The organism is Bacillus sp. NMCC4 (assembly GCF_002998555.1).
In the GTDB taxonomy this organism is placed as follows: domain Bacteria; phylum Bacillota; class Bacilli; order Bacillales; family Bacillaceae; genus Bacillus.
This window is the reverse complement of the sequence record NZ_PVRA01000002.1, coordinates 416169-433370: the sequence shown is the minus strand read 5'-3', so window position 1 is coordinate 433370 and position 17202 is coordinate 416169. Positions and strand designations below refer to the sequence as shown.

Here is a 17202-nt window from a genome sequence, read left to right as displayed (position 1 = left end):
TTTAACTAACGAACAAATTGATTGTCAATGAAAATTCACACAATTAACATGCTTTTATCAATTAGACATAAAAAAGACAAACTCATTTGATCTGAGTTTGTCTTTTTTTATTTATTTTGTTTTCGGGACGACTTTGAAAACGGACATCCGTTCTTCATCAATTTCTTCCTCTAAAATTTGCTGAATGTCGGCTAATTGGATTTGTTCCAGCATGGTCACGACATCAAATAAGCTCATGTCTAAAAATGCATATCGAGTGAATTGGTTCGCAATGTATTCTGGAGAGTTCATGGCTTTTAAAAAGCTGCCGATTTTCTTCTTGCGCGCGAGCTCAATTTTCTCTTCTGACATCAAGTTCTTTGCTTGAAGAAGGGTTTCTTTTAATACTTTTGCCAGTTGATCAGGATCATTTGTATCTCCGCCAACTGACGTGAAACCAAAGCCGCCTTCTTCCGTATAATCGTAGCTGAAGGTTTCATCGATTAAGCCTTTTTCATACATTTGTTCATATTGTAAGGAACTTTTACCAAACAGCGTCTCTAAAATGAGATTCATCCCGAGCTCATGTTTTAGCAGCTGATTTCCTTTTTTATGAGGATTCTTTGTTTTCAACCCGAACATACATTTCGAGCCTTGTACGTTCATAGGAAGTTCGTATTCTTTTCGGTACACACCTTCAGGCTCATTGATGTCTTTTCGTTTGATCTCTGGCTGGTCTGTAAATGGCTTTTTCGCCTGATTCGCTCTGACTTGATCTAATATTTGCTTCGGATCAACGGGACCGACAACAAATAGAAGCATATTGCTCGGGTGATAGAACGTTTCATAGCATTCATACAAATGATCTTTTGTAATCGGCGCAATACTTTCTACTGTTCCAGCAATATCAATTCTCACGGGATGCTCTTGATATAGATTTTCAATCAGACCGAAGAATAAACGCCAGTCCGGATTGTCATCATACATGTTAATCTCTTGACCAATGATGCCTTTTTCTTTTTCGACCGTTTTTTCAGTAAAATAAGGCTCTTGAACAAAATCAATGAGTGTCTCAAGGTTTTGTTCGACATTTGAGGTGCTTGAGAATAAGTAAGCTGTTCTCGTAAACGTTGTAAAAGCGTTTGCGGATGCTCCTTGTTTGCTAAATGTATGAAATACGTCTCCATCTTCTTTTTCAAACAGTTTATGCTCTAAGAAATGGGCAATTCCGTCAGGCACTCGAATCATGTCTTCTTTGCCAAGCGGCACAAATTCGTTATCGACAGAGCCATATTTGGTTGTAAAAGTCGCATAGGTTTTGTTAAACCCTTGCTTTGGGAGCACATAAACGTCAAGTCCGCTCTCCATTTTTTCGTGATAGACCGTTTCTTGCAGCTGGTCGAATTGAATTGTTTTCACTGTCATGAAGCACCCTCCGTTCCTTTAAGAAAATAGGTCGTATCCCATTCGATTTTCTGACCCACTTTGATGATGTCCTCTTTTGTCACTCGGTCAAGTGCTTGTAAAAAGGAATCAAGCGTTTCTCCTGTTGGCACAACGGCATGCTGATACAGGTATTCTGCTGTCCCATAAGATGTATCGATCGTTTCAAGTAGCTGATTTTTGACAACAGCCTTTGTTTGGTCAATCGCTTCATCTGAAAAATCACCCTTTTGCATCGCTTCAAATTGTTCTTTAATGATGTCTACTGCCTGCTGGTAGTTGCCGACTTCAATTCCTGACATGACCATCATCAAGCCTTTAAAGCTCTCAAGTCTAGACACAGCGTAGTACGCAAGACTTGCTTTTTCCCGAACATTGATGAATAGCTTCGAATGCGAGAAGCCGCCAAATATGCCATTAAACAAATGCAGCGCCGGATAATCTTCATCTGCAATCGTCGTATGCGTGCGAAAGCCGATATTCAGCTTGCCTTGCTTCACGTCCTCTTCATCAATGACTTCTTTTGCTTCTTTTTGCGTTCTTGTTGAGTCAGCGTGTTGTTTGACCGGTTCTCTATCACTTGTTTTGAAGTATTGAGAGACCATTCGGCTGATGTCTTGTTCGTCAACATCTCCCACAACATAAAGATCAAGCTGATTCGATTGAAGCGCATGCTCATAAGCTTCAAAAAGCGAGTGAGCTGTGATCGTTTCGATATCTTCCATTTCTCCATTGACGTGCAGTGCATATGGTTCACCTTTGCACATTTCCTGCACAAGCCTTAAGTTCGAGTAACGCATTTTATCATCATACACTGCTTGAATTCGCTGTTTTAAAGTACGTTTTTCTTGATCTACATATAATTGACTAAACGCTCCATCTTCAACATACGGATGGAATAGTAGATCAGATAGTAAAGCAATTCCTTTTTCTAGTAAAGGTGTTTGATCCTTTAAATATTTTTCATTCGCCATTTCCAGGCGGAAGGTAATGATGTGATTCTCCCCTTTTTTCGCCATGTCTGCTGAAACAGTAGCACCATAAAGCTCATCAAAATAAGCACGCAATTCTCCTGTTTTCGGCATTTTTTCTGTTCCTCTTAACAGCACATGCGGGAAAAGTGAACGCATGGTGACGTCATCTTTCGATAGAGGCGCAAGCATTTTAAAAAGGATTGTGACCGTTTTAAATTTTTCTGTTTTGACAATATGAGTATGAAGACCAGGTGTGTCTAGTGTCTTCTCTTGTAAGTACGTCATGAGAAACCTCCTTTGTTCATCCTATTTATTATGTATTAGAACATAGCTGATATATACGTGAAACAGCCATTTAATAGACATTATATCAATCAGAGGAAAGGATAGGAAATAAAAACGCCTCTGCTATGAGCAGAGGCGCCGGTCGTTATTTCATTCTAAAAGGCCACCAATTCCATTTTCCGAAAATACGAACCATGACCGGAATAAAGAGAGGTAATACAACAAACGCATATAATAAAAGTCCAATGAGTATGACCGTTGCAATTTCAACAAGTGATAATACACCAGACGGCAGCATGGCGGCGAAGGTCCCCGCTAATATCGCGACTGCTGAAATAATGACAGAACCCATATTTCTCATCGCTGATATCATTGATGCTTGCACATGCTCTCCCTTCCATTCATTAAAGCGATCCATTAGGAAGATCGAATAATCAATGCCAAGGGTGACAAGAATGACAAAGCTGAAAAATGGGACAGCCCAGCTAAGACCGTCGTAGCCAAAAAATGTTTTGAAGATCCATTCTGTTAATCCGACGGAAGTAAAATACGTTAAAATGAGTGAAAGTGTTAAGTATATCGGCATGACGATTGACCGTAATAATATAATTAAAATGATAAAGATGCCAACTAACATGAAAATGACCGTTCGAATAAAGTCACCGTCAGATGTTTCTTTTAAATCTACATTTAAACTTGAGATACCAGACACACCGTAATTTGCATTCTTTAACCCGCTGACAGGTAAATATTGATCAAGGGTGTCCTCAATTTTGGCAACGCCTTTCATCGCTTCATTGCTGTATGGATTCACATTTAAAATAACTTCTAAGGTTGTTAATTTACGATCTGGAGACATATACGTTTTAAAGATTTGCTTAAATTCATGGCGTTTCAGCACTTCTTCTGGAATAAACCAGCCCGTTATTTCTTCATCTGGCGCTTGCTGAAGCTGCTTTAAATAGCCGTCCGCCTCGGTGAAGCCGCTTTTGACCTGCTCGAGCCCTTCAATACTTTCACCTAATCCATCTGTTAATAATGTAAGTTTTGATGAGAGCTGATTAAATCCTTTTTTGATGGCTTTTTGTCCGCCTGTCAGTTGATCTGCGCCATCTTCAATTTTAGGCATTTCTTTAATCAATTGTTTTTGTCCTTCATTTGTTTGTTCAAGACCGTCATAAATTTGATCGAGCCCGTCCATGAGTGCTTGCACTTGGCGTTTTACGTCTTTTTGCTTGCTTGATAAGGTTTGAATTACTTGATCTGCTTTTTTGATCTTTTGTTTAAAGTGAGAGGCTTCCTCTTCATACACACTCATTTGGTCCCCAGCTTGATCAAGCATTTCTTTTGTGTCTTTGAATACTTTCTTGATTTCTTTATATTCATCCATATCTTTTACTTCTGGAAGCCGTTTTTCAAGTGCTTCAAACGATACATTTTCATAGGAATTTTTTACTTTTTTAATGGTGGTCATCAGCTGCTGATTGGATTTCGCATGACGTTCTAGCGTACTCACCATTCGCTTAAGCTCTTGAATCATCGCTTCACTGCTGCGATATTCTTGCTCTAATTCCTTTTTCGCTTCTTTGATTTTACTTCGGATGGTCCCGACGCCATCTTTACTGCGCCTTACCCCATCTTCTAAAGAGATCAAGGACTCCCTTACTTCTCCAATTCCGCTTTTGATCGCTTTTGTTCCATCAATCAGCTGGTCAATGCCTTTAGCGGATTCTTGAATTTTTGGTTTTTGTTTGAGGAGGGCAAGATTTGTTTCGGTCAGGCCATCTGAAATTTTCCCGATTCCTTCGTGGCCTTTGCCAAGTTCTCCTCCCAGCTCTTTTGCTTGAGAGGTGACGTAAAGCTGACTTAGCCCGTCTCCAACAGGCCTAGTGACACTGCGGACTGTTTTTACTTCGTCAATGTCATTTAATTTACGGGTCAGTTTTTCAATCATGACAATCTTTTCTTGGTTATCTAACTTATTGTCACTTTCAACAAGTACATTCAGGGGCAGCGCTTCCCCAAAGCCAAATTGCTCTGATATCGTATTAAATGCAGACACTGATTCATACTTTGTCCCAATCTCATTTAAGCTGTTATAAGAAAGAGTTCCGTCGTACATCAAAATAGGAGGCACAGTAATTAGTGCAACTAAACCTAAACTGATCAGCGGCCTTTTAAATGAAAAACGCCCAGCCCATTCCCACATTTTACTTTGCGGGTGGCGAATGTTTTCTCTTTTAGATGGCCAAAAAAGGGATTGTCCGAAAACAGACATAAAAAAGGGAACGATGGTGACTAGGGCAATCAGCAGTATGCCAACTCCAACAGCAACACTAACAGCTGATTGATACAATTGAAATTTGGCAAACCCAATGCTTGAGAAGCCGACTAACACGGCTAAGCCACTGAAAAAGACCGTTTTCCCTGCACATTTATATGTGATGATAATCGACTCTTTGACATCACGACCTTGACCGATCTCTTCTTTAAAACGGCTTAACAGCAAAATACAATAATCTGTTCCTATACCGAACATAATAGCTACCATAAAAATCTGAGTAAAATTAGATAGAGGAAATTGCATATATTCTACTAGAAAAGCCACAATACACCGGCTGACGGCATAAGAAATGCCGATCGTAATGAGCGGAACAACAGGTGCCAAAATCGATCTGAAAACAATGATTAAAATAAAGAAAATAAAAATCATCGTAATAAGTTCAGTTTTCTTCAGACCTTGTTGAGAGCTTTTAATGACATCTGAATCCACAAATTTTTGACCCGTCATTTCATATGAGACATGATAGGGCTTTAAAACTTCCTCAATTTGTTCTTTAATCTTCACAGCTTTTGTTTCGTAGTGGTCGAATTTGAATGGAACAAGAAGTGTACTTTTATCCTTTGATAAAAGTTGTTTTTGAATGTCCGGATCTACATGAAAATACGAAGTAATTCCGTCAATGTGGAGGTCTGGGGCATGAGTCATGAGTGCAGATAAAGCCTTTTTTAATTCCTGCTCTTTCTCAGGGAACAGATGTTGTTCGGAGAATACAATGACACCCGTATCTTTTTTCCCGTTATGATCTGATAGCTTATCCAATAAGTGAAGTGCCTCAGCTGTTGGTGTCCCCTCCGGAACCTTTAATTGCCCTTTTTCTCTTGTTAATTCCTCTAAATTAGGCGCAGTAATAAACAGAATCACAGCTGTTATCATCCACACCACTAATACAATCCATCTTGCTTTAATTATTTGCAACATAGCTGCTTCAAGCTCCTTCTAGTTCATCAATCAATTTGCTGTATTTGAGCGTGTCTGAAGTGCTGACTGCGTCTCCTTCAACGTGCTAATGGCAGGATGACCTATTCAATTGTCTTTTCGTGTTGAAGAAACACATATTCATCATCAGCACGCGAGCTCAATTTCTGCCTGAAGAAAGACAGAAAATGAATGTTTTTGAACACCTCCTATTTGGGATAATTTAAAAGATATTACTATACATTAGTTTAACTATCAAAATTTTACATGTCAATTTATAAAAAAGAAAAAAGATGGCAAAATACCGTCTTTTTTCTAGATTAAACCGTTTTTAATTGTTCACTTTCATCCTTTTCATCTGGCTGGATGAAGAAGAGGACCAAAAATAGTGAAATAAGACTGCAAATGGTCGAGAGAATAAAAACGATGGAGTCCCCTTTATCCATGAGATAGGCGTAAATCGGAGGTCCTAATGCGACACCGATAAAACGCATACTGCTGTAAAATGACGTAATGGTTCCGCACTGCTCTTTTTCGATTCCTTCTGTGATCAGGGCATCAAGTGCAGGCAGTACAATACCGATGCCAACACCGCCAATGCTTAAACAGATAAACAATACGTAAAAGCTGTGATTCCACCATAAAAACATATAGGAAAGTGATAACAAGGCCATGCCTACGATTATAAAGATTCTCATTTTCCCTTTTTCTTTTCCAATCGTTTTCCCAGCAATGTATGAACTGATGGATAGAAAAAGGAGCGGGATACTAAGCAGGAGCCCTTTTTTGACACCCTTAATTTGATAAGCTGCCTCAAGGTTATCAGATAAGTAAAAAAGCACACCAAAAAGAAGAAACATAATAAAACCGCCAATTGCAAAAATGGCATAAAGCCAGCGTCCCTCATGTTTAAAAATGGTCTTTGTTGATTTTAAAAATTCTTTGAATGTAGGCGGATCCTCCTCTTTTTTCGCGGACTCTACCATGAACAGTACCATGAGAAAGCTGATGATTGAAAAGAACGGAATAAACCAAAACGGCACAAACCAAAACCATGAAGCTAGAAGCGCCCCAATAATCGGGCTTAATACCTTTCCAGCTGTGTTAGAGGTTTCGATGGCGCCAAGTCCCGCACTTACTTCTTCATCATCATGAAACAAATCTCCTATAAACGGCATCACGACAGGTGCTGCCCCGGCTGAGCCAACGCCTTGAAGGACCCTTCCAAATAGAATCCACATGTAAGGTTCTTTCATGATCGTTGAGGCAACTGCTGCCACAGCCCCACCAAGACCTGCGATTAACAGACACGGCAGGAGTACCTTTTTACGCCCGATTCGGTCCGATAAATAGCCGGCGATTGGAATACATAAGATCGCTACAACAGAGTATACCGTAATAATGAGGGAGACTTGAAAGGAAGTGATGGACAGTGTCTTTTCTATCTCTGGCAATACAGGTATTAACATCGAGTTCCCAAGTGTCATGATTAGAGGCACTGATGATAATGCAATAATATTCTTTTTACTGACTGTTTTCTTGCCCAACATCATTCACCCAATTCTATATACTGTTACGTATTAGTGTGGCAAGTTTTACGGGTATTATGTATGGGCAAACAAAAAGCAACCGCTTATGGAAGCGACTGCTTGTTAAAATCGTTTACGTATCACATGAAAGCTGAATTTATCCGCTCGAAAATAATTAAGCGAGTATAAGACCGGCTGATCATCCTGATCATAGTGCATTTGTTTCAGTAATAATAATGCTGTTTCAGGGTCACATTCGAGTATCGGTGAAACCTGATCGTGGTAGCCGATTGGTTCGATGTCAGCAACTGCATATTTAATCCCGCTGTGTGGTTCTCTTCCAAACAGCTCAAAAAGAGACTCTTCTTCATGTGTAAAAGAAGCGGGAAGATGCTTGACCGGAATTTTATCTAAACAATATACCACTGGCTGTCCATCTGCCGTTCGAACGCGTTCCATTGAAAAAATCTCATCAGATTCATCACACTGAAAACGAATCACATCATTCTCTGTTGGCTCCCCTTCTTGCGAGGATAAAAAGATGGTACCAGGCGTCATATTGACCTGCTCGATCATTTTCGTGACACTTGCCAGCTGTTCTATGCCTGTTGAAAAGAGTGGTCTTGAGTTGACGAACGTTCCCACACCATGCCTTCTAATTAAATACTTCTCTTCTTCTAATACACGAAGGGCTTCACGCAGTGTCGCTCTGCTCACGCCTAAAAGCTTTGAGAGCTCAAACTCAGAAGGCAGCTTTTCTTTTTCTGCATATACGCCTGTTTGTATATCTTCTTTAATACGGTCAATCACTTTCAAATATAAATGGCGATTGTCTGTTTTGGTCGACATGTTTTCCCTCCGTCTAATCAATGCAAATGATAAGATGAGAAATCTCTATTCCGAGATAAGTTGAACACAACTATATCATGTTTTTGCAAATAAATAAATAGTCTGACTTCCAGTTAACATAATCATACTATCGTTTACTTCTTTTTTAGGAAAGCTCTCTTCGATTTATGAAGAGAGCTCGTCATATTGTTCTTTTGAGAGCAGGACTTCTCTCGGTTTACTTCCTTCATAAGGGCCGACAACGCCTCGCTCTTCCATTGCGTCAATCAGGCGGGCCGCTCGGGTATAGCCGATGCGGAATCTTCTTTGAAGCATAGAGACAGAAGCCGTCTGCATGCCGATGATGAGTTCCACTGCTTCATCATATAAATCGTCATCCACAGCTGTAAGCTGATCCTGCGTTTCTTCAGTTGGAATCATTTCTTCTTGATATTGTGCTTTTTGCTGGGTGATCACATGATCAACGACATGCTCCACTTCTTCATCTGATAAAAAGGCGCCTTGCACACGAACCGGTTTGTTTGCACCTACCGGTAGAAACAGCATATCCCCTCTGCCCAGCAGTTTTTCTGCGCCACCCATATCAAGGATCGTCCTTGAATCTGTTTGCGAGGACACGCTAAAGGCGATGCGAGATGGGATGTTGGCTTTAATGACACCTGTAATGACATCGACAGAAGGTCTTTGTGTAGCAATAATTAAATGAATCCCGGCAGCACGAGCCATTTGCGAAAGTCTTGTAATGGAATCTTCTACATCAGAGGAAGCGACCATCATTAAATCTGCAAGCTCGTCTACAATGACGACAATATAAGGAAGTTCTGGCTGTTTGGCCTCTTCTGATTGATTCATTCGTTTAATGTAATCATTGTATCCTTCAATATTTCTTGTCCCCGTATGAGAAAATAATTCATAGCGGCGCTCCATTTCGCTGACTACTTTTTTAAGTGCCTGTGAGGCTTTCTTAGGGTCCGTTACAACCGGAGCGAGCAGATGCGGAATGCCATTATACACATTTAGTTCAACCATTTTCGGATCAATCATCATCATTTTCACTTCATGAGGTTTCGCTCTCATGAGAATACTTGTGATAATACCATTGATGCACACACTTTTTCCGCTTCCAGTCGAGCCTGCTACAAGTAAATGCGGCATTTTGTTCATTTCAGCCAGCACAGCTTCACCAGAAATATTTCGGCCCAGTCCAATCAGCAGCTTGGCGTTTGGACGGTCATTTTGCTTTGATTCTAATACCTCTTTTAAAGAAACCATCGCGATTTCTGCATTAGGAACCTCAATACCGATGGCTGATTTACCAGGAATCGGCGCCTCAATCCGAATGTCTTTTGCTGCGAGAGCAAGGGCTAAGTCATCACTTAGATTGACGATCTTACTTACCTTCACGCCGACATCTGGATAGACTTCATATTTGGTGACCGCCGGTCCTAAGTGGACCTGTGTGACTTTTGCTTTTACACCAAAGCTTTGAAACGTTTTTTCAAGCTTTCTTGCATTTTCGTATATATTTTTCTTGTCTGTTTGCTGCCCTGAGTGCTGCGGCTCTGCCAAAATATCAAGTGACGGCAATTCGTAATCTTTGTTTTCAAGTTCAGTAAATGTCATCGGCGGCGCCTCTTTTGGTTCATCGGCTGTATCTGATGGAACCGGTGCCCTTTGCACAGACTCTTGAAGAGGCTCTGTCTCTTTTGCCGTCTGCTCTTTTTGAACGAGCGGGGTGAGAATGTCATCTCTATCAGCAAAGCTTGAGATGATTGGCTGGCTATTGTCAGAAACCGGCGTTTCCTCTTCGATCAAGATCTGATCATCATCGTCCTCTTCCTGAATACGAGACCGTTTTTTCTTTTCACCTGTTTTTTGAGAGGGCGCGCTCTTTTTCGCCTGCCTGATTCCTTTCATATCTTCAACAAACGCTTTCCACTGCTTCACCATAAATTGTGAGACAGGGAGCGACACTTTTTTCACCATTTCTTGAAGAGATCGATTTGTAATCAGCACAATTCCAATCAGCATCAGAACGATTGCCATAATTTGAGATCCTGCCTGTGCAAATAAGAAATAAGAAGCAGCAAATAATACGGCACCGATCATGCCGCCTCCTAAATCAGGTGACCCAGTCTCACCTTTCATATCCATCAAGAAAAGCTCAAATGTATTTCTCATCACACTTTGAGAGCCTATCGCGCCCGCAGATGAAAGGTGCTGAAAGAGCTTCACATGAGACAAAAGCAAGATACTCGCAATGATGCAGTATAGCCCTGCTTTTCTCCTTGTCAAAATATCTGGGATTTGTTTTTTCCAGAAGATGGTCACGCCAAAAAGAAATAATCCGATAAGGCAGAGAATGAACCATTCACCTGCAAAGAATCGGAATAAATGTACGAAGGTTTGTCCAACGACGCCTAGCTGTAAAATGGCAATGATCGCTATGGCAATACAGACTAACCCATTTAATTCATATTTCAGTTTTAGCTGTTTATTTTGTTTTTTTCTCGTTTTCCGTTTTCTCTTTTTAGCCATACTCATCACCTTACTACGAAAGAAAATATAACCTACCGAAAAGATCAGAAAGAAAGCAGCCTGGTTTTGGCTGCATCTTGTTGTAAGTTTTCCCTTTATTATAGCATAGAATCATTCATATGAGTCGTTTTGATTGGTGCCTAATTGTAACTTCAATCGCTTGCCTGGTGCAAGCTCTTGATTCAGAAAGTCCATTGGATTGGTGCTCATGACTTGAACAATTTCTGCTTCATCCTCTTTCATTTCAACCATAACTGGCACGCCTTGGATGTTTACCTGCTGAAGTTTGCGGTCTCCTTGTTCCTCCGCGTAAATGGCTTCATATGGCATAGGTGTATATAAAATCATTGGATCAGCCCCTCGTTTTGAGATGCCCTGTCTCCAATCAGTTCGTTCAACTTTTTAATCGCTTGTCCTACGCCGCCTACTTCATTCATGAGTCCGTATTCTGCTGCCTCATGACCAACAACATTTGTTCCAATGTCTCTTGTCAAATTGCCTTTTGAGAACATGAGCTCTTTAAACTTCTCTTCTGTAATATTGGAGTGGCTTGTCACAAAGTTAATGACTCTTTCCTGCATTTTATCTAAGTATTCAAAGGTTTGCGGGACACCAATCACTAGACCAGTTAAACGCACAGGATGAATGGTCATCGTGGCTGTTTCTGCAATATAGGAATAGTCACACGATACAGCAATCGGGACACCAATAGAGTGGCCGCCGCCAAGTACAATCGATACAGTCGGTTTCGATAAAGATGCAAGCATTTCTGCAATCGCTAGTCCCGCTTCAACATCGCCGCCTACTGTATTTAAGATGATCAAAAGACCTTCAATTTTCGGGTTTTGTTCAACTGCGACGATTTGCGGAATGACATGTTCGTATTTGGTTGTTTTATTTTGTGGCGGAAGCTGCATGTGGCCTTCAATTTGTCCAATAATGGTGAGGCAATGTATATTTGTATCTTGCGGCAGCTGTGGTATGGCTGTTTCACCAAGCTGCTGTATTTTGCTCATAATGCTGTCTTTTTCTTCTGGCTTTCGCTCAGGCTGCTGTTCATTCTTTTCGTCCATTTGTCTCCATCCTTTCCTCAAACTCTCCTTCTATTATGAACAAGAAGGCCGTATTCAATCCGCATTCCTAGTGCCACATCAAAAAAGCCCAAAGAGCTTATGCTCCTTGGGCTTTCTCATCACACTTCCATAATAATTGGAATGATCATCGGCTTACGTTTTGTTTTTTCATATAGGAATTGATTGAGTACATCGCGCATGGATTGTTTCAATGTTGACCATTCAACAATTGATTTTTCCGTTTGCTCTTTGACAATTCCTTTGACCATTTCTGTCGCTTTTACAATCAGCTCTTCGGATTCTCTGACATACACAAATCCTCTTGTGATGATTTCAGGTCCAGAAATTAATTGTTTCTTTTGTTTATCAAGCGTAATAACGACAATTAAGATACCATCTTGAGACAATAGGCGTCTATCGCGCAGCACAATGTTCCCGATATCACCAACGCCAAGACCATCGATCAAAATATTGCCTTGGTGAACTTTTTCACCGATTTTTACGTTCTGTCCTCTAAACTCCACAACATCCCCTTTATCAATCAAGAAAATGTCACTTCGTTTCATTCCCACTTCTTCAGCAATACGAGAATGTGCTTTTTGCATACGATATTCGCCATTCACGGGAATCAAATACTTTGGCTTTAGTAAGTTCAGCATCAGCTTTAACTCTTCTTGGCAGCCATGTCCAGAGACATGCACACGTTTTTGCGCAAAAATGACTTGTGCGCCGCTTCTTGTGAGGAAATCCACTGTTTTTGAATATGTGAGTTCTTGTCCTGGAAGAGGTGTAGATGCAATCACCACAGTGTCATCTTTTTCAATATGAAGCTGTTTGTGATTTTGTTTTGCCATTTTTGTTAAAGCAGCAAGAGGCTCTCCGTGGCTTCCAGCTGTCAGGATGACCACATCGTTTTTCGCCATTTTCTTCACTTCTTGAACTGGTACAAATAATTCTTCGTCTGCTGTGACATAACCAAGTTTGATCGCCAGCTGAAGAGTCGTCATCATATTCTTCCCTGCTACGGCAAGCTTACGGCCATTTTGATTCGCTGCATTAATGATCTGCTGCACGCGGTTAATGTTAGATGAAGATACAGCGACAATTACTCGATTTTCAGCATTGTACATCGCATTTGAGATTTCGTCTTGGACGAGCGCCTCAGAAGGTGTATAACCTGGTTTTTCAGCATTCGCACTGTCTGAAAGAAGTGCTAAAACGCCATTGTTTCCAATTTTCGCAATCTCTCCGATGTCACAGGCTTGGTTAAGCGCTGGGGTTTGATCAAATTTAAAATCACCTGTGCATACGATTGAACCAAGAGAGGTTTTGAAGCTGATCCCAACTGAATCAGGGATGCTGTGATTCGTTCTAAAGAATGATACCTTTGTTGTTTCAAACGTAATGACTGATTTTGCATGTACCTCACGCAAGTCAGCTTTTTGATTGAAGCCATACTGCTTTAATTTTTCTCGAAGTAACGCAAGGGTCAGCTTCGTTCCGTAAACTGGTACAGACAATTTGCTTAAGCAATGGAATACGCCTCCGATTGCTTCATCATGTCCGTGGGTAAGAAAAATTGCTTTCACCCGATCAGCACGTTCTGTTAAATAAGAGATATCAGGAATAACGACGTCAATGCCTAGCATTTCGTTTTCTGGATGCATCAAGCCTGCATCTACCACATATATGTCAGAATCAATTTCAATGACATATAGGTTTTTCCCGATTTCTCCAACGCCTCCCAGTGCAATAATTCTTACGTTCTCTGTATTTTTCTTTTTCAAAATTCTTATCCTCCTAGTCTCAAGCCCGTCCATCATCGCTTAATGCTATTATAACTGAATCTAATTTTAGAAAACAAGATGAAGTCACATTTTAAGAAAGTGTTTATGTATAAAAAACGGTCATACTCAGGGACATCTGAGAATGACCGCTTACGAAATTTTTTGTTTTGATCAGCTGTTTAAGACGCTGCTTAAATCCAGTCTCTCTTCTTCTGATAAAGGTAAAAGCGGAAGACGAACCGATCCGACATCTAGTCCTTTTAGCTGAAGAGCTGTTTTGACAGGCGTTGGATTTGGCGCTGTGAAAAGCTGTTTCATGATTGGGAGCAGCTTTTGATGGATCAATGCGGCATTGGCCGTTTGACCTGAAGCATAGCTTTTCAGCATTTGCTGCATATCAAGTCCTACGATATGAGACGCCACAGAGACCACTCCTTTTGCACCAACAGATACAGCTGGAAGTGTTAAGCTGTCGTCACCTGAATATACATCGAAATCTTCTGGTGTCTCTGCAATGATTTTTGTCATGGCATCAAGATCACCGCTTGCTTCTTTGATCGCGACAATGTTAGGTATTTGCGCAAGTTTAATGGTTGTTTCTGGGGCTAATGACGCAACCGTTCTCCCTGGTACATTGTAAAGCATGACAGGAAGAGATGTAGACTCGGCAATGGCTTTAAAGTGTGCATACATGCCTTCCTGTGATGGCTTGTTGTAGTAAGGTACGACAAGCATCACTGCATCAACGCCCGCTTCTTCTGCTTTTTTCGTTAGTTTGATAGACGCATTTGTATTATTACTGCCTGTTCCTGCAATGATTTTACAACGACCATTTGCTAATTTCACCGATTGCTGAAAAAGAGCGACTTTTTCTTCAGTCGATAAAGTTGGCGATTCGCCTGTTGTCCCTGCAACGACTAAAGAGTCACTGCCGTTTTTTAATAAGTAATCAATGAGAATTGATAGCTTTTGGAAATCAATGTTGCCCTTTTTATCAAAAGGTGTAATCATAGCTGTTGCGATATTTCCGAAATTCATTTTTTTCACCTCATCATGATTCAATCACATTTATCTTGAAAGTTCAAACACTTCGTGCAGGGCATTGACAGCCGCTCTCATGTTTTCTTCGTTCACTAGCACCCAAATGGTCGTATGGCTGTCAGCCGATTGTAAAATCGGAATGTTTTGCTCAGATAGAGCCGATACAATTTTAGATGTGACACCTGGTACACCCATGATGCCTGCGCCAACAGCTGATACTTTCGCACAATTTGTTGTCACAATTGGCGTATAGCCAAGATCTTTTAGGATCGATGTTGCCTTTTCAGTCATTGCACCTGTCACTGTATACACAATCTCACTCGGTGTAATGTTGAAGAAGTCGACACTGATTTGTGCGTTAGCCATAGCCTTGAAGACCTCTGTTTGGACGCTGTACTGCCCTTCTTTTGCCGGGACCTTGATTTGCGTCACATCATTGACATGTGCAATACCCGTAATGAGGCGGTCGTACACATCATGGCTCATTTTATCTGAGTAGTGTGACGTGACGAGTGTGCCCTCATCATCAGAGTATGTTGAACGGACCCTCATTGGTACTTTTGCTTGCATCGCAATTTCGACAGCTCTCGGGTGAATGACTTTCGCCCCTTGATATGCAAGGTTGCAAATTTCCGTATATGTCACGACTCTGAGCGGCTTTGCATTTTCAACAATGCGGGGATCTGCTGTCATGACGCCTTCTACATCTGTAAAAATATCAATAAAGTCTGCCTGTAATGCAGCACCTAAAGCAGCTGCGGACGTATCACTGCCGCCTCGTCCGATTGTGGTCACGTCCCCATTTTTCGCAGCTCCTTGGAACCCAGCAACAACGACAACATCATGTTCAGACAGTGCCGCCTCGAGACGTTCACACTTCATATCAATAATTTTCGCACTCGTATGCTCCTTATCTGTCACAAAGCCCGCCTGTGCGCCTGTCATTGCTACAGCCTTTAGCCCGTTTTCATTCAGCATACTTGAAAACACAACAGCTGAAATATTCTCTCCGCAGGAAACGAGCAAGTCTTTTTCTCGATTTGTCATATGCTGCGCGCTGCCGTAAAGCAGACCAAGCAGCGTATCTGTCGCATAAGGGTCGCCTTTTCGTCCCATTGCGGAAACGACGACAACCGACTTATAGCCTTTCTCTTTTGCCGATAAGATATGTGCAAGTGCCCTTTTTCTACCTTGATCATCTTTGACAGATGTACCGCCAAATTTTTGGACAATTATTTTCACTGTTTTCACTCCAAGTTCATTCTGACGTAACAGAAGAGAGCAGGCGAAAGATGCCTAACTCTCTTCTGTTCGTCCTCATCATCCATTGAATGTTAAACTAATTTTAATGCTTTTAAGCTTTCTGCAATTTGAACTGAGTTCCATGCAGCGCCTTTTAGCAGGTTATCAGATACAATCCACATATGGAACCCGTTTGGACGGTCCAAATCTTTCCGAATGCGGCCGACAAATACGTCGTTTTTTCCAACAGCATCTGCAGGCATTGGATAAATTTGCTGAGACGGATCATCTTGCAGTGTAATGCCTGGTGCATCTTTAAGAATTGACTTAATGTCGTCAACTGTTGCGTCATTTGATTCTAGTTCGACGTAGACAGATTCTGAATGTCCTGTTTCAATTGGAAGTCTCACACATGTTGCCGCTACTTCTAGCTCTGGCATATGCATAATTTTTTTCGTTTCGTTGATCATTTTCATTTCTTCAAATGTATAGCCATTGTCTTGGAATTTATCAATTTGCGGAATCGCATTAAATGCAATTTGATAAGGCATGACTTCCGGCTTTACATCTTCTTTATTTAAAATGGCTTGTGATTGGCAGTATAGTTCGTCAATGGCTTCATGTCCTGCACCTGATACGGCTTGGTAAGTGGACACGATGACTTTTTTCATGCCATACGCCTGACGAAGCGGTTCTAATGCCGCTACCATTTGAATCGTTGAACAGTTAGGGTTTGCAATGATTCCTTGATGGTCATGCAAGTCTTTTTCGTTTACCTCTGGTACGACAAGAGGGATGTTTTCGTCCATACGAAAAGCACTTGTGTTGTCTACAACAATCGCACCTCGTTTGACTGCTTCAGGAGCTAGCGCCTTGGAAACATTTCCTCCAGCACTGAATAATGCAATGTTCACTCCTTCAAAGCTTTCAGGTGTTGCTTCCTGAACGGTATACTCTTGACCTCTGAATGTCACTTTTGTTCCAGCAGAACGTTTTGAGGATAGTAGAGTCAGTGTATCCATTTCAAAATCTCTGTCAGCTAGTGTTTTTAACATTTGTTGACCGACAGCTCCAGTCGCTCCAACTACAGCTACATGCAATCCTCTTCCCATCAGTAAAACTCCTTCCGACCCATCCATGATTCTTTTCTTTCGGATGGCCATCCTATGACTTTTTACATTTTATTTTACCATAGAAAAGCAA

12 protein-coding genes are annotated in these 17202 nt (G+C 41.1%); all 12 read right to left on the bottom strand.

The window, feature by feature from the left end:
- Nucleotides 1-111: 111 nt before the first annotated feature.
- On the bottom strand, nucleotides 112-1404 hold the full coding sequence (gene yfmH / locus C6Y02_RS06430) for an EF-P 5-aminopentanol modification-associated protein YfmH (RefSeq protein WP_060596314.1): 1293 nt from the start codon (nucleotides 1402-1404) through the stop codon (nucleotides 112-114).
- Nucleotides 1401-2681 carry an EF-P 5-aminopentanol modification-associated protein YfmF gene (gene yfmF / locus C6Y02_RS06425; protein ID WP_066030889.1) on the bottom strand — a complete coding sequence of 427 codons (1281 nt, stop codon included), beginning with the start codon at nucleotides 2679-2681 and terminating at the stop codon, nucleotides 1401-1403. Before yfmF ends, yfmH begins: the two co-directional genes overlap by 4 nt.
- A 145-nt stretch (nucleotides 2682-2826) precedes the next feature.
- A complete protein-coding gene (locus C6Y02_RS06420) occupies nucleotides 2827-5943 on the bottom strand; it encodes an MMPL family transporter (RefSeq protein WP_106030897.1) in 3117 nt (1038 codons plus the stop codon).
- A 317-nt stretch (nucleotides 5944-6260) separates the two neighbouring features.
- On the bottom strand, nucleotides 6261-7490 hold the full coding sequence (gene bcbE, locus C6Y02_RS06415; protein ID WP_223256513.1) for a bacillibactin exporter BcbE: 1230 nt from the start codon (nucleotides 7488-7490) through the stop codon (nucleotides 6261-6263).
- Nucleotides 7491-7592: 102 nt separating this feature from the next.
- Nucleotides 7593-8318 carry a GntR family transcriptional regulator gene (locus tag C6Y02_RS06410; protein WP_060596309.1) on the bottom strand — a complete coding sequence of 242 codons (726 nt, stop codon included), beginning with the start codon at nucleotides 8316-8318 and terminating at the stop codon, nucleotides 7593-7595.
- A 165-nt stretch (nucleotides 8319-8483) separates the two neighbouring features.
- Nucleotides 8484-10856 carry an FtsK/SpoIIIE family DNA translocase gene (locus tag C6Y02_RS06405; RefSeq protein ID WP_106030895.1) on the bottom strand — a complete coding sequence of 791 codons (2373 nt, stop codon included), beginning with the start codon at nucleotides 10854-10856 and terminating at the stop codon, nucleotides 8484-8486.
- Between the two features lie 111 nt (nucleotides 10857-10967).
- On the bottom strand, nucleotides 10968-11204 hold the full coding sequence (locus C6Y02_RS06400) for a YlzJ-like family protein (protein ID WP_034662246.1): 237 nt from the start codon (nucleotides 11202-11204) through the stop codon (nucleotides 10968-10970).
- Nucleotides 11201-11929, bottom strand: coding sequence for a ClpP family protease (locus C6Y02_RS06395; protein ID WP_034662249.1), 729 nt, complete (start codon nucleotides 11927-11929; stop codon nucleotides 11201-11203). Before C6Y02_RS06395 ends, C6Y02_RS06400 begins: the two co-directional genes overlap by 4 nt.
- A 119-nt stretch (nucleotides 11930-12048) precedes the next feature.
- Nucleotides 12049-13716, bottom strand: a complete 1668-nt coding sequence (gene rnjB / locus C6Y02_RS06390; RefSeq protein WP_106030894.1) for a ribonuclease J2 — start codon at nucleotides 13714-13716, stop codon at nucleotides 12049-12051.
- A 171-nt stretch (nucleotides 13717-13887) separates the two neighbouring features.
- A complete protein-coding gene (dapA, locus tag C6Y02_RS06385; protein WP_044142095.1) occupies nucleotides 13888-14754 on the bottom strand; it encodes a 4-hydroxy-tetrahydrodipicolinate synthase in 867 nt (288 codons plus the stop codon).
- Between the two features lie 30 nt (nucleotides 14755-14784).
- Complete coding sequence (gene dapG / locus C6Y02_RS06380) at nucleotides 14785-15999, bottom strand: aspartate kinase (protein ID WP_034662253.1); 1215 nt, start codon at nucleotides 15997-15999, stop codon at nucleotides 14785-14787.
- Nucleotides 16000-16091: 92 nt separating this feature from the next.
- The gene (gene asd / locus C6Y02_RS06375; protein ID WP_106030893.1) at nucleotides 16092-17111 is read right to left on the bottom strand and encodes an aspartate-semialdehyde dehydrogenase; all 1020 of its coding nucleotides are present in this window, start codon (nucleotides 17109-17111) and stop codon (nucleotides 16092-16094) included.
- Nucleotides 17112-17202: the final 91 nt, after the last annotated feature.